The sequence below is a fragment of the Streptomyces sp. NPDC059852 genome (assembly GCF_042731455.1).
GTDB lineage: Bacteria > Actinomycetota > Actinomycetes > Streptomycetales > Streptomycetaceae > Streptomyces.
In genome coordinates this window covers 122876-136502 of record NZ_JBHWJK010000011.1, presented here as the reverse complement: position 1 = coordinate 136502, position 13627 = coordinate 122876, and the positions used below count along the sequence as shown (strand labels likewise).

General features: G+C 70.5%; 14 protein-coding genes. 11 read left to right on the top strand and 3 right to left on the bottom strand.

Annotated elements, in window-relative coordinates:
- The first annotated feature begins 121 nt into the window (after positions 1 to 121).
- From ACFV46_RS16860 to pssA, 8 genes are all read left to right on the top strand, one after another.
- A complete protein-coding gene (locus tag ACFV46_RS16860; protein WP_361927936.1) occupies positions 122 to 931 on the top strand; it encodes a TetR family transcriptional regulator in 810 nt (269 codons plus the stop codon).
- Positions 932 to 1378: 447 nt separating this feature from the next.
- A complete protein-coding gene (gene ccrA, locus ACFV46_RS16855; protein ID WP_361928207.1) occupies positions 1379 to 2716 on the top strand; it encodes a crotonyl-CoA carboxylase/reductase in 1338 nt (445 codons plus the stop codon).
- 10 nt (positions 2717 to 2726) lie between these two features.
- Complete coding sequence (locus ACFV46_RS16850) at positions 2727 to 4754, top strand: protein meaA (RefSeq protein WP_361927934.1); 2028 nt, start codon at positions 2727 to 2729, stop codon at positions 4752 to 4754.
- Entirely contained in the window at positions 4751 to 5710 is a 960-nt protein-coding gene (locus ACFV46_RS16845; protein WP_115505607.1) for a CoA ester lyase, read from the top strand. The genes ACFV46_RS16850 and ACFV46_RS16845 overlap by 4 nt, the downstream gene beginning before the upstream one ends.
- Positions 5711 to 5715: 5 nt before the next feature.
- Positions 5716 to 6228 (top strand): MaoC family dehydratase, encoded by a 513-nt coding sequence (locus ACFV46_RS16840; protein ID WP_151786657.1) that lies wholly within the window; start codon positions 5716 to 5718, stop codon positions 6226 to 6228.
- Between the two features lie 3 nt (positions 6229 to 6231).
- Positions 6232 to 7437, top strand: a complete 1206-nt coding sequence (locus tag ACFV46_RS16835; RefSeq protein ID WP_361927932.1) for an acyl-CoA dehydrogenase family protein — start codon at positions 6232 to 6234, stop codon at positions 7435 to 7437.
- Positions 7438 to 7608: 171 nt separating this feature from the next.
- Positions 7609 to 8265, top strand: a complete 657-nt coding sequence (locus tag ACFV46_RS16830; protein ID WP_048579466.1) for a phosphatidylserine decarboxylase — start codon at positions 7609 to 7611, stop codon at positions 8263 to 8265.
- Between the two features lie 22 nt (positions 8266 to 8287).
- Positions 8288 to 9106 (top strand): CDP-diacylglycerol--serine O-phosphatidyltransferase, encoded by an 819-nt coding sequence (pssA, locus tag ACFV46_RS16825; RefSeq protein WP_062667064.1) that lies wholly within the window; start codon positions 8288 to 8290, stop codon positions 9104 to 9106.
- A gap of 81 nt (positions 9107 to 9187) precedes the next feature.
- Here pssA and ACFV46_RS16820 read toward each other — a convergent pair whose 3' ends face one another.
- Positions 9188 to 10306: a glycerate kinase gene (locus ACFV46_RS16820; protein WP_376727068.1), complete on the bottom strand. Its 1119-nt coding sequence runs from the start codon at positions 10304 to 10306 to the stop codon at positions 9188 to 9190.
- Between the two features lie 172 nt (positions 10307 to 10478).
- On the opposite strand from ACFV46_RS16820, the gene ACFV46_RS16815 reads away from it, so the two are divergent.
- Both ACFV46_RS16815 and ACFV46_RS16810 read left to right on the top strand, forming a co-directional pair.
- Positions 10479 to 11552: an ADP-ribosylglycohydrolase family protein gene (locus tag ACFV46_RS16815; protein ID WP_361927927.1), complete on the top strand. Its 1074-nt coding sequence runs from the start codon at positions 10479 to 10481 to the stop codon at positions 11550 to 11552.
- A 44-nt stretch (positions 11553 to 11596) separates the two neighbouring features.
- Positions 11597 to 12091, top strand: a complete 495-nt coding sequence (locus tag ACFV46_RS16810; RefSeq protein WP_385498702.1) for an NUDIX domain-containing protein — start codon at positions 11597 to 11599, stop codon at positions 12089 to 12091.
- 11 nt (positions 12092 to 12102) lie between these two features.
- On the opposite strand, the gene ACFV46_RS16805 is transcribed toward ACFV46_RS16810, so the two are convergent.
- Positions 12103 to 12303: a type II toxin-antitoxin system VapB family antitoxin gene (locus ACFV46_RS16805; RefSeq protein ID WP_283284849.1), complete on the bottom strand. Its 201-nt coding sequence runs from the start codon at positions 12301 to 12303 to the stop codon at positions 12103 to 12105.
- Positions 12304 to 12393: 90 nt separating this feature from the next.
- On the opposite strand from ACFV46_RS16805, the gene ACFV46_RS16800 reads away from it, so the two are divergent.
- Positions 12394 to 13125, top strand: a complete 732-nt coding sequence (locus ACFV46_RS16800) for an NAD-dependent deacetylase (protein WP_385498700.1) — start codon at positions 12394 to 12396, stop codon at positions 13123 to 13125.
- A 9-nt stretch (positions 13126 to 13134) separates the two neighbouring features.
- On the opposite strand, the gene ACFV46_RS16795 is transcribed toward ACFV46_RS16800, so the two are convergent.
- Positions 13135 to 13617 carry a methylated-DNA--[protein]-cysteine S-methyltransferase gene (locus ACFV46_RS16795; protein ID WP_385498699.1) on the bottom strand — a complete coding sequence of 161 codons (483 nt, stop codon included), beginning with the start codon at positions 13615 to 13617 and terminating at the stop codon, positions 13135 to 13137.
- Between the last annotated feature and the right edge of the window lie 10 nt (positions 13618 to 13627).

Genomic DNA, 13627 nt, shown 5'->3' with positions numbered 1-13627 from the left:
GTTCCGAGGCGACCGCGACTGGGGCGGACTGCTCGATCCGGCCGGAGGACCCCCGCCCGCCCAGGGCGGGGGAAACCCCGTACACGCGCATCGAGCTGCGGACATGCAGTACGTTCGGGTCATGTCCCAGCCCGCCAAGTCCTCACGTACACCAGCTGCGCCCGACGCGCCGGAGAGTGCCGCGGGCGGCCGTGCCGCCGCCCAACGGCTCAAGATGCGCCGCGAACTGGCGGCCGCGGCCATGGAGCTGTTCGCGACCAAGGGATACGAGGCGACCACGGTCGACGAGATCGCGGCCGCGGCCGGGGTCGCCCGCCGCACCTTCTTCCGTCACTTCCGCTCCAAGGAAGAGGCGATCTTCCCGGACCACGACGACACCCTGGTCCGCGCCGAGGCGGTGCTGAACGCCGCCCCGCCGCACGAGCACCCGCTCGACACGGTGTGCCGGGGCATCAAGGAGGTCATGCGGATGTACGCGGCCCGGCCGGAGATCTCGGTCGCCCGCTACAAGCTGACCCGCGAGGTGCCCACCCTGCGGGAGGCGGAGATCGCCTCGGTGGCCCGCTACGAGCGCCTGTTCACCCGCTACCTCCTCGGCCACTTCGACGAGCACGCGCACGACGACGACGCCAACGACGACCCGCTGCTCGCGGAGGTCGCGGCGTCGGCGGTGGTCACCGCCCACAACCACGTGCTGCGGCGCTGGCTGCGGGCCGGCGGGCAGGGCGACGTGGAGGCGCAGCTCGACCACGCCTTCGCGATCGTGCGCCGCACGTTCGGGACGGGGATCGGCGCGGGCCGGGACACCGGCCCGCGTACCACGACCGCCTCGGTGGCCACCGAGGGCGAGGTCCTGGTGACGGTGGCGCGGACCGACGCGCCGCTGGACGAGGTGATGCGGACCATCGAGCAGGCCCTCAAGGAGCGCTGAGGCGCCCGTTCCGGAGTGGGCCCCGCCACTCCCCCGCTGTGACGACGGCCATCCGCCAGGGTGGCCGTTTTGGCATGTCAGGGGCCCTTTTCAGGGGTCTTCCCCGGCGCGTTCGATCGATCATCGCTCATTTGTTACGTAAAGATTTCATCTGAGAGCAACTTCTGGCACGCAGTGCCTTGCCGGATGACACGCCGTGCCATACGTTGAAGGAGTCCGGGCGGCCGGCGTGCAGAGACCTTTCGTACGCCGGCTGTCCCCGCAAGCCCCTCCCGGGGCCTGCGCGCCCGGCGCCTGCGTCACAGGCAACCTCCCGCGCCACCATGCGCTGCCGAACAGCACCACCGGCCGAACCGACGGCACCCCCGAAAAAACCCTCAGCAGCACCGACGTAACCCTCAGCGCCCCTCCCTCAGGGCGCTCACCGCCGGAGGCAACACCGTGACCATGAAGGACATCCTGGCCGCGATCCAGTCGCCCGACTCCACGTCGGAGGACTTCGCCGCCCTCCCGCTCCCCGAGTCGTACCGCGCCATCACCGTGCACAAGGACGAGACGGAGATGTTCGCGGGCCTGACGACCCGCGACAAGGACCCGCGCAAGTCGATCCACCTCGACGACGTGCCCCTGCCCGAGCTCGGCCCGGGCGAGGCCCTGGTGGCCGTCATGGCCTCCTCGGTGAACTACAACTCGGTGTGGACCTCGATCTTCGAGCCGCTGTCCACCTTCGGCTTCCTGGAGCGCTACGGCCGCACCAGCGAGCTGGCCAAGCGCCACGACCTGCCGTACCACATCATCGGCTCCGACCTCGCGGGCGTCGTCCTGCGCACCGGCCCGGGCGTCAACTCCTGGAAGCCCGGAGACGAGGTCGTCGCGCACTGCCTGTCCGTCGAGCTGGAGTCGTCCGACGGGCACAACGACACGATGCTCGACCCCGAGCAGCGCATCTGGGGCTTCGAGACGAACTTCGGCGGCCTCGCCGAGATCGCCCTCGTCAAGTCCAACCAGCTCATGCCCAAGCCGGACCACCTGAGCTGGGAGGAGGCCGCGGCCCCGGGCCTGGTGAACTCCACCGCCTACCGCCAGCTCGTCTCCCGCAACGGCGCCGGCATGAAGCAGGGCGACAACGTCCTGATCTGGGGCGCGAGCGGCGGACTCGGCTCGTACGCCACGCAGTTCGCCCTCGCCGGCGGCGCCAACCCGATCTGCGTCGTCTCCTCCCCGCAGAAGGCGGAGATCTGCCGCTCGATGGGCGCCGAGGCGATCATCGACCGCAACGCCGAGGGCTACAAGTTCTGGAAGGACGAGAACACCCAGGACCCCAAGGAGTGGAAGCGCTTCGGCAAGCGCATCCGCGAGCTCACCGGCGGCGAGGACATCGACATCGTCTTCGAGCACCCCGGCCGCGAGACCTTCGGCGCCTCGGTCTTCGTCACCCGCAAGGGCGGCACCATCACCACCTGCGCCTCCACCTCGGGCTACATGCACCAGTACGACAACCGCTACCTGTGGATGTCGCTGAAGCGGATCATCGGCTCGCACTTCGCCAACTACCGCGAGGCCTGGGAGGCCAACCGGCTCATCGCGAAGGGCAAGATCCACCCGACCCTGTCGAAGGTGTACTCCCTGGAGGACACCGGCCAGGCCGCCTACGACGTGCACCGCAACCTGCACCAGGGCAAGGTCGGCGTGCTGTGCCTCGCCCCCGAGGAGGGCCTGGGCGTGCGCGACCAGGAGCTGCGCGCCAAGCACCTCGACTCCATCAACCGCTTCCGGAACATCTGAGGGCCGGGGGATGACAGAGCGTCAGAAGGACCGTCCGTGGCTCATGCGGACGTATGCCGGCCACTCGACGGCCGAGGCGTCCAACGAGCTGTACCGGCGCAACCTCGCCAAGGGGCAGACCGGTCTGTCGGTCGCGTTCGACCTGCCCACGCAGACCGGGTACGACTCCGACCACATCCTCGCCCGCGGCGAGGTCGGCCGGGTCGGCGTGCCGATCGCGCACCTCGGTGACATGCGCCGGCTGTTCCAGGACATCCCCCTGGAGCAGATGAACACCTCGATGACGATCAACGCCACCGCCATGTGGCTGCTGGCGCTCTACCAGGTCGTCGCCGAGGAGCAGGGCGCGGACATCACCCGGCTCCAGGGCACGACCCAGAACGACATCGTCAAGGAGTACCTGTCCCGGGGGACGCACGTCTTCCCGCCGGGGCCCTCGCTCCGCCTGACGACGGACATGATCGCGTACACGGTCTCCCACATCCCGAAGTGGAACCCGATCAACATCTGCAGCTACCACCTGCAGGAGGCGGGCGCCACGCCGGTCCAGGAGATCGCGTACGCGATGTCCACCGCCATCGCCGTCCTCGACGCCGTGCGCGCCTCGGGGCAGGTCCCCGAGGAGAAGTTCGGGGACGTCGTGGCCCGTATCTCCTTCTTCGTGAACGCGGGCGTCCGCTTCATCGAGGAGATGTGCAAGATGCGCGCGTTCGGCCGCATCTGGGACCGGATCACGCGTGAGCGGTACGGCATCGAGAACCCCAAGCAGCGCCGCTTCCGCTACGGCGTCCAGGTCAACTCGCTCGGCCTGACGGAGGCGCAGCCGGAGAACAACGTCCAGCGGATCGTGCTGGAGATGCTGGCCGTCACCCTCTCCAAGGACGCCCGCGCGCGTGCCGTGCAGCTGCCCGCCTGGAACGAGGCCCTCGGCCTGCCCCGCCCCTGGGACCAGCAGTGGTCGCTGCGCATCCAGCAGGTCCTCGCGCACGAGAGCGACCTGCTGGAGTACGAGGACATCTTCGAGGGCTCGCACGTCATCGAGGCGAAGGTCGCGGCGCTGGTCGAGGAGTCGTTCGCCGAGATCGAGCGGATCCAGGAGATGGGCGGCGCGATGGCGGCCGTCGAGTCCGGCTACCTCAAGTCGCAGCTCGTCGCCTCGCACGCCGAGCGCCGGGGCCGGATCGAGTCCGGCCAGGAGAAGATCGTCGGCGTCAACATCTTCGAGACGACCGAGCCGAACCCGCTCACCGCCGACCTGGACACCGCGATCCAGACGGTCGACCCGGCCGTCGAGGCCCGCGTCATCGCCTCGCTCCAGCACTGGCGGGACACGCGGTACCAGCCGCCCTTCAACCACCCGCGTCCCTGCAAGGCGCTGGAGCGGCTGAAGGAGGCCGCGAAGGGCACCGACAACCTCATGGAGGCCACCCTGGAGTGCGCCCGCGCCGGCGTCACGACCGGCGAGTGGGCCGGGGCGCTGCGCGAGGTGTTCGGCGAGTTCCGCGCCCCGACCGGGGTCTCCTCGGCGCCGGTCGCGATCCCGGCCGAGGAGGGCTCGGCCCTGTCCCGGGTGCGCCGCACGGTGGAGCTGACGGCGAAGGACATGGGCGTGGGCAAGCTGCGTTTCCTGGTCGGCAAGCCCGGCCTCGACGGGCACTCCAACGGCGCCGAGCAGATCGCCGTGCGCGCCCGCGACGCCGGCTTCGAGGTGGTGTACCAGGGCATCCGGCTGACGCCGGAGCAGATCGTGGACGCGGCCCTCGCCGAGGACGTGCACGCGGTCGGCCTGTCGATCCTGTCCGGGTCGCACGCGCAGCTCGTCCCGGACGTCCTGGAACGCCTCCGTGTGGCCGGTGCCACAGATATACCCGTGATCGCCGGTGGCATCATCCCGAATGGTGACGCCGAGCAGCTGAAGGAAGCCGGAGTGGCCGCCGTCTTCACCCCGAAGGACTTCGACATCACCGGGATCATCGGCCGCATCGTCGACGAGATCCGGAAAGCGAACAAGCTCGACCCCCTGGAGGTCCCCGCATGACCGTCAACCGTCTGCGTCCCCGCCGCTCCTGTCTCGCGGTGCCGGGAAGCAACCCGCGCTTCCTGGAGAAGGCGCAGGGCCTCCCGGCGGACCAGGTCTTCCTCGACCTGGAGGACGCGTGCGCCCCGCTCGCCAAGCCCGAGGCGCGGCACACCATCGTCAAGTTCCTCAACGAGGGCGACTGGACGGGCAAGACGCGCGTCGTCCGCGTCAACGACTGGACGACCGAGTGGACGTACCGGGACGTCGTCACGGTCGTCGAGGGCGCCGGCCAGAACCTCGACTGCATCATGCTGCCGAAGGTGCAGACGGCCCAGCAGGTCGTCGCGCTGGACCTCCTCCTCACCCAGATCGAGAAGACCATGGGCTTCGAGGTCGGCAAGATCGGCATCGAGGCGCAGATCGAGAACGCGCAGGGCCTGAACAACGTCAACGAGATCGCCCAGGCCTCGCAGCGCCTGGAGACCATCATCTTCGGCCCGGCCGACTTCATGGCGTCCATCAACATGAAGTCGCTGGTCGTGGGTGAGCAGCCGCCCGGCTACCCGGCGGACGCCTACCACTACATCCTGATGAAGATCCTGATGGCCGCCCGCGCCAACGACCTCCAGGCGATCGACGGACCCTACCTGCAGATCCGCAACGTCGACGGCTACCGCGAGGTCGCCCAGCGCGCCGCCGCGCTCGGCTTCGACGGCAAGTGGGTGCTGCACCCGGGCCAGGTCGAGGCGTCCAACGAGATCTTCTCGCCCTCCCAGGAGGACTACGACCACGCCGAGCTGATCCTGGACGCGTACGACTACTACACGTCCGAGGCGGGCGGCAAGAAGGGCTCCGCGATGCTCGGCGACGAGATGATCGACGAGGCCAGCCGCAAGATGGCCCTGGTCATCGCGGGCAAGGGCCGCGCCGCCGGCATGAAGCGCACGTCGAAGTTCGAGATCCCGGAGGCCTGACCGTCATGCAGTTCGGACGCACCTACGAGGAGTTCGAGGTCGGGGCGACGTACAAGCACTGGCCGGGCAAGACGGTCACGGAGTACGACGACCACCTGTTCTGTCTCCTCACCATGAACCACCACCCGCTCCACATGGACACGAACTATGCGGAGAAGACGACGGACTTCGGCAGGAACGTCGTCGTGGGCAACTACATCTACTCCCTGCTGCTCGGCATGTCCGTGCCGGACATCTCCGGCAAGGCCATCGCCAACCTGGAGATCGAGTCGCTGAAGCACGTGGCGCCGACCTTCCACGGCGACACCATCTACGGCCAGACGACCGTGCTCGACAAGTGGCCGTCGAAGTCGAAGAACGACCGCGGCATCGTCCACGTCGAGACCAGGGGCTACAAGCAGGACGGCACGCTGGTCTGCGTGTTCCGCCGCAAGGTGATGGTGCCCACCGAGACGTACATCAAGGAGCGCGGCGGCGAGCAGCCGGGCCGCCCCGAGCTGAAGGAACAGGGGAAGTAAGCGATGGCCCGTCTCGCCCAGACCGCCGGTCTGACCGACGTCCAGCAGGAGATCCTCTCCACCGTCCGCGACTTCGTGGACAAGGAGATCATCCCGGTCGCCACCGAGCTGGAGCACCGTGACGAGTACCCCCAGCAGATCGTCGACGGTCTGAAGGAGCTCGGCCTCTTCGGCCTGATGATCCCCGAGGAGTACGGGGGTCTGGGCGAGTCGCTCCTGACGTACGCGCTGTGCGTGGAGGAGATCGCCCGCGGCTGGATGTCGGTGTCCGGCATCATCAACACGCACTTCATCGTGGCGTACATGCTGAAGCAGCACGGCACCCAGGAGCAGAAGGAGCACTTCCTTCCGCGGATGGCGGCCGGCGACATCCGCGGCGCCTTCTCCATGTCGGAGCCGGCCCTCGGCTCCGACGTGTCCGCGATCACGTCGAAGGCGGTGAAGGACGGTGAGGAGTACGTCCTCAACGGCCAGAAGATGTGGCTGACGAACGGCGGCACGTCCTCTCTGGTCGCCGTTCTGGTCCGAAGTGACGAAGGACACCCTGAGGGCACCGCGCCCCACAAGTCGATGACGACGTTCCTCGTGGAGAAGGAGCCCGGCTTCGGCGAGGTCCGTCCGGGACTCACCATCCCCGGCAAGATCGACAAGATGGGCTACAAGGGCGTCGACACGACCGAGCTCATCATGGACGGCCTGCGCATTCCGGCCGATCGGGTGCTCGGCGGCGTCACCGGCCGAGGTTTTTACCAAATGATGGACGGCGTCGAGGTCGGCCGCGTCAATGTGGCGGCGCGTGGCTGCGGTGTCGCTCAGCGTGCCTTCGAACTGGGCGTCCAGTACGCCCAGCAGCGTCACACTTTCGGCAAGCCGATCGCCCAGCACCAGGCCATCCAGTTCAAGCTGGCCGAGATGGCTACCAAGGTGGAGGCCGCGCATGCCATGATGGTGAACGCGGCACGCAAAAAGGACTCCGGTGAGCGAAACGACCTCGAAGCAGGGATGGCGAAGTACCTCGCCTCCGAATACTGCAAGGAAGTCGTGGAGGACGCCTTCCGGATCCACGGCGGCTACGGCTTCTCCAAGGAGTACGAGATCGAGCGCCTCTACCGTGAGGCCCCGATGCTGCTCATCGGTGAAGGTACCGCCGAGATCCAGAAAATGATCATCGGTCGCAGGCTGCTCGAAGAGTATCGATTCCAGGGATAGATTGTCCGAGTTCGGGGTGTTTTCTTCGAGAAGAAGATCACACCCCGTACATACTCTTCAGCCGCCGACTCGGCTTCCTGGCTTGCCCAGTTGTGGGCCGCGACCGGTACGATCCCCGGAAAGCCGCCGTCCCCCGTTGAAGCGCGGCATCATCCGCTACGAAGGTCATCCATGCCCCACAGCCAAACCTCTGCACCACGCGACAGCCGGGCCGGCGTACGCCTCGCGCGCGGAGCATCGCCGTGGCTTCTCCCGACCGTCGCCACCGCAGCCCTCAGCCTGGCCCGCGCACGCCGCTCCGGCGTCGCCAAGGCCGTGGCCGTACCCGCCACCGCTCTGGCGGCGGGCATGCTGTGGTTCTTCCGCGACCCCGAGCGCGAGATCGCCCAGGGCCGGGTCATCTCCCCGGCCGACGGTGTGGTGCAGAGCATCATGCCGTGGAAGGACGGCCGCACCCGCGTCGCGATCTTCATGAGCCCGCTCAACGTCCACGTCAACCGGGCGCCGCTCTCCGGCACGGTGACGTCCGTCGAGCACATCCCGGGCGGGTTCGTGCCGGCGTTCAACAAGGAGAGCGAGAACAACGAGCGCGTAGTCTGGCATTTCGACACCGAACTCGGCGACATCGAGATGATCCAGATCGCCGGCGCCGTGGCCCGTCGCATCGTCCCCTACATCCCGCAGGGCACGAAGGTCGAGCAGGGCGACCGCATCGGTCTGATCCGCTTCGGCTCCCGTGTCGACATCTACCTGCCGGAAGGCGTGGAGGTCGCGGTCGAGGTCGGGCAGAAGACCGTGGCTGGGGTGACTCGCATTGACCGTGATTGATCCAGAGACACAGCCGGGCTGGGTGCCGGGCGCGGACGAGGTCGACGAAGAGGAGGAGATGCCGCTCTCTCTCCGCCTGTCGATAGCGGACACCCTCACCCTCGGCAACGCGACGTGCGGCTTCATGGCGGTGTACTTCACCACCACCGGCATCCTGATCCCGCACCTCACGGGCAGCCAGGAGTCCGGCATGGCCCGCCACAGCGCGGCCACGGCGGTCATCCTGATGCTCTGCGCGGCGGTGTTCGACCTGTTCGACGGACTGGTCGCCCGCAAGCTCCGCTCGTCCCCGATGGGCGCCGAGCTGGACAACCTGTCCGACCTGATCAGTTTCGGCCTGGCCCCGGCGTACTTCGTCCTGGTCTACGGCATGGTCGCCGACGACGCGCACCAGAGAGTGGCCGCGGTCGGGGCGATCGTGGTGCTGCTGGCGGTCGTGCTGCGGCTGGCGCGCTTCTCCTGCGTGTCCGTCCCCAACGGGATGTTCCAGGGGATGCCGTCGCCGTTCGGCGCGCTGACGGTCGTCTCGATCGTCCTGCTGGAGCTGCCCTTCGTGGCGACGCTCCTGGCGATCCTGGGCACGGCCTGGCTGATGGTGAGCCGGGTCGAGTACCCGAAGCCGCGCGGCCGCCTCGCGATCGCGATGCTGTCCTGGATCGTGGTGTCCATGGGTCTGCTCGCCGCCTGGGCGTTCGACGCCCCGAGCGGTCAGCTGCTCCTCCAGACGGGTTGCGCGCTCCAGCTGGTGACGGGCGCGGTGATCCCGCTGTTCGCCACGGCCCGTCGGGTGAACAACTTCCGCGACAACCGGCGCGAGGCGCGCGCGGCCCAGCTGCCGTAGCGACCCGCCTCCCGTGACGGGAAGGGCCCCGGACCGAACTGGTCCGGGGCCCTTTCGCATGCCTGGGCGCCCGCCCCGGGCTCAGCTCAGGAAGTCCCGTCCGATGCGTTGCGCGACACGCTCCAGGATCGGCCCGGCGTCCGCGATGCACACCGCCACGTCCGGCTCCTCATCCGTCAGCGGGTACGCCCGCCGGATGCCGGCCCGGCCGAGCGCCTCCGGCGCGAGCGCGAGGCGCCCGCACACGGCGACCACCTCCTTGCCGGCCGCGCGGGCCGCCGACGCGACCCCGGCCGGGGCCTTGCCGTGCAGGGTCTGTTCGTCCAGCGAGCCTTCGCCGGTGATCACCAGGTCGGCGCGCTCCACGGCGGGCCCGAAGCCCAGGACGTCGAGCATGACCTCGATGCCGGCCCGGAAGCGGGCGCCGAGCAGGAGGGCGCCGTACCCGATGCCGCCGGCGGCTCCGGCGCCCGGCGCCGAGGCGTGCTGGGCGGCCCGGGGGCCGAGGGCGCTCTCCAGGACCTTGGCGTAGTGCGCGAGAGCCGCGTCCAGCGCGGCGACGTCGTCCGGGGACGCGCCCTTCTGCGGGCCGTACACCGCCGGCGCGCCCTTCGGGCCGGTCAGCGGGTTGTCCACGTCGCTGGCGAGCACCAGGTCGACCCCGGCGAGGCGGGGGTCCAGGCCCGACAGGTCGGCGGTGGCCAGCTCGGCGAGGCCGCCCCCGCCGGGCGCCACCGGCTCGCCGTCCGCGTCGAGCAGGCGGGCGCCGAGCGCGCTCAGCATCCCGGCTCCGCCGTCCGTGGTGGCGCTGCCGCCGACGCCGAAGACGAGGGTGCGGGCCCCGGCGTCGAGGGCCGCCCGCAGCAGCTCGCCGGAGCCGTACGTGGACGCCGTGAGGGGGGCGAGGACGCCCGCGGGCAGCCGCTGGAGGCCGCTGGCCTCGGCCATCTCCACGACCGCGGTGTCGCCGCGCAGCGCGAACGCCGCCGTCACCTCGTGGCCGAGCGGTCCGGCGACCCGCACCTCGCGGCGCTCGAAACCGGCCGCGACCGCCGCGTCGACGGTGCCGTCACCGCCGTCGGCGACCGGCATGGCCTCGACCTCCACGCCCGGGGCGGCCCGGCGCAGACCGGCGGTGACCCGCTCGGCGACCTGCACGGCCGTGAGCGACCCCTTGAACTTGTCCGCGGCGATGAGCACGCGCTGTGTCACCTGTATCCCCTTGCTCTCCGGGCCCCGCACAGGTCGGGGCCAGTCGCGCCGCTGCGACCTTAACCGGCGGCACCCCGGGCCCGCCATGCCCCGGCCGGGGCGTGGGACGGCCCCGGTGCGCGCGGGCGCATGGGCCGCCGGAATCGGGTAGACCGGTCCTATGACCTCTGTGGGCACGGACCCGGAGCTCGCCGACCGCGTCCTCGGCGGCTGGCTGGGCCGGATCGCGGGCAACATGCTCGGCAAGCCGGTCGAGCAGGGCGACCTGTGGACGCGCGACCGGATCGACCGCTATCTGCGCCGGGCCGCGGCCCTGCCGCTCACCGACTATCTGCCCGAGCCGGCCGACGAGGAGGACGGGCGCTCGCTGCGCCCCGAGTGGCGTGAGTGCGTGCGCGGCCGTATCCACGGCAGCTGCCGCGACGACGACGTCGACTACGCGATCCTCGGCCTCGACCTCCTGGAGCGGCACGGCTTCGCCTTCAGCACCGAGCAGGTCGGCGACCTGTGGCTGCTGCGGCTGCCGTATCTGCAGACGTTCACGGCGGAGCGGGCGGCGTACCGGAATCTGGCGAACGGTCTGAAGCCGCCGCTCACCGCCACCTACGACAATCCGCACCAGGAGTGGATCGGCGCCCTCATCCGCGCCGACGTCTACGGCTGGACCTCGCCGGGCGTCCCCGCCCGTGCCGCGTCCCTCGCCCGCCGGGACGCGGTGCTCTCGCACACCGGCAACGGGGTGTACGGGGCGATGTGGGCGGCGGCCCTGATCGCGGCGGCGTTCACGGCGTCCACGATCCGCGAGGCCGTCGACCGGGCGCTCGCCGTGATCCCGGCGAGCAGCCGGCTCGCCCGGACCGTGCGGCGGGTGGCGACCCTCCACGAGACACGGATGTCCTGGGAGGACACGCTCAGCACCGTGATGGAGGAGACGGCGGGCCTCGGCTGGATCCACACGGTCCCGAACGCGGCCGTCCTCACGGCGGGACTGCTGTACGGCGACGGCGACTTCACCCGCACGATCACCCTCACCGTGCGCGGGGGCCTGGACACCGACTCCAACGGGGCGACGGCCGGGTCGGTGGCCGGTGTGCTGAGCGGTGCCGCGGCGATCCCCGCGCAGTGGACGGAGCCGCTGGAGGACACGGTGCGCAGCGCGGTCTTCGGTTTCGACGGCGCCCGGATCAGCGAGCTGGCGGAGCGGACGGTGCGGCTGGCGGAGCTGGGTGCGTAGGCGGGCGCGCGTTCCACGGCCGCTTCGCTGGTTACCCTTCAGGGATGACCTCGACGCCGGACTTCGCCGCGTACATCGCGAGTCTCCCGCGCATCCTCGCGGGCGCCGCCGCCCTCTTCCGTGACACCGCGGGACGGGTGCTGCTCGTGGAGCCGAACTACCGCGAGGGCTGGGCGCTGCCCGGCGGCACGATCGAGTCCGACGACGGCGAGACGCCTCGTCAGGGCGCGCGGCGCGAGACGCTCGAGGAGATCGGCCTGGACCGGGCGCTGGGCCGGCTGCTCGCGGTGGACTGGGTGCACGGCGTCGGACGCCCGCCGCTGGTGGCGTACCTGTACGACGGCGGCGTGCTCACCGACGACGAGCTGAAGGCGATCCGGCTGCAGGAGGAGGAGCTGCTGTCCTGGCGGCTGGTGCCCCGCGAGGAGCTGGCCGGCCATCTGCCGGGCGCCCTGGGCCGCCGGGTGCTGGCCGCGCTGGACGCCGTGGAGGACGGAACCGCTCCGGTGGAACTGGAGAACGGGCACAGGGTGGCCTGACCCGGACGGGGTCAGCCCTCGACGTCCCGCGGCCGGACGTCCACCTCACGCAGCGCCTCGTCGCGCTCGGCGACCCGCGCCTCGGTGCGGTGGCCGCGCTGGACGTAGTCGCGCAGGACGAGCTCGACGGCGTCCTGGGGGCTGCCGACGCCCGCGAGGACCATGGCCTCCACGACGAGTTCGGCATCGAGCGAGACGGTGACCTTGGCCATGCGGGCACGCTAGCACCGGAACCCGGCGTTTCGGGTGCCCAGTCGAATATCCATTCGCCGCGTTCCCGCCGCCCGTCCTACGCTCGGCGCATGACCAAGCCCCTGGTGGCCCTGCTCAGCGGTGCCGGCATCTCGACCGACTCGGGCATCCCCGACTACCGCGGGCCGAACGGCCTGTGGCGGCGCGACCCCGAGGCCGAGAAGCTCGTGACGTACGAGTACTACATGGCGGACCCGGACGTCCGGCGCCGGTCCTGGCTGCTGCGGCGGGAGAACCACGCGCGGCGCCCCGAGCCCAACGCGGCGCACCACGCGGTCGCCGAGCTGGAGCGGTCCGGGGTGCCGGTGCGGGTGCTCACACAGAACGTGGACGGGCTGCACCAGCAGGCCGGCCTGCCCGCCCGCAAGGTCCTGGAGCTGCACGGCACCGAACGGCAGGTGGTGTGCACCAGGTGCCACGCCCGCTCCCCCATGGCGGACGCGCTGGCCCGGGTCGACGCCGGTGAGGACGACCCGCCGTGCCTGGAGTGCGGCGGCGTCCTGAAGTCCGCGACGGTGATGTTCGGCGAACGGCTCGACCCGGAGGTCCTCGGCCAGGCGGTCGCGATCACCAAGGCCTGCCAGGTCTTCGTCGCGGTCGGCTCCAGCCTCCAGGTCCAGCCCGCCGCCGGCCTGGCGGGCGTCGCCGCCGACCACGGCGCCCGCCTGATCATCGTCAACGCCGAACCGACCCCCTACGACGACCTGGCCGACGAGGTCGTCCGCGAACCGATCGGGAAGGCGTTGCCGGAGCTGCTGCGGCGGATCGGCAAGGACGCCTGAGGCACGCCCTCAGAACAGGGCCGCCCCGCTCTCGAACGCCAGGAGGCGTTGTTTGCGGGGGAGGCCGCCGCCGTAGCCGGTGAGGGCTCCGGAGGCGCCCACCACTCGGTGGCAGGGGACGATGATGCCGATCGGGTTTCTGCCGTTGGCGAGGCCGACGGCTCGGGAGGCGCCCGACTTGCCGAGAGCGTCGGCGAGTTGGCCGTAGGTGCGGGTCTCGCCGTAGGGGATGGTGCGCAGGGCGTCCCAGACGCTGCGCTGGAACGGGGTGCCCGCCAGCCGCAGGGGGAGGGTGAACTCCCTCAGCGTGCCCGCGAAGTAGGCCTCGAGTTGTTCCTCGGCCTGGGCGAAGGGTGTCGCGTCGCGAGGGCCGAAGGTCTCCTCGGCGGGGCGGTGGCGCTGGTCGGTCATGTAGAGGCCGCTCAGGACGCCGTCGTCGGCGACGAGGGTGAGCGGGCCGTACGGGCTGTCGATGACGGTGTGCTGTCGCACCGGTTTCTCC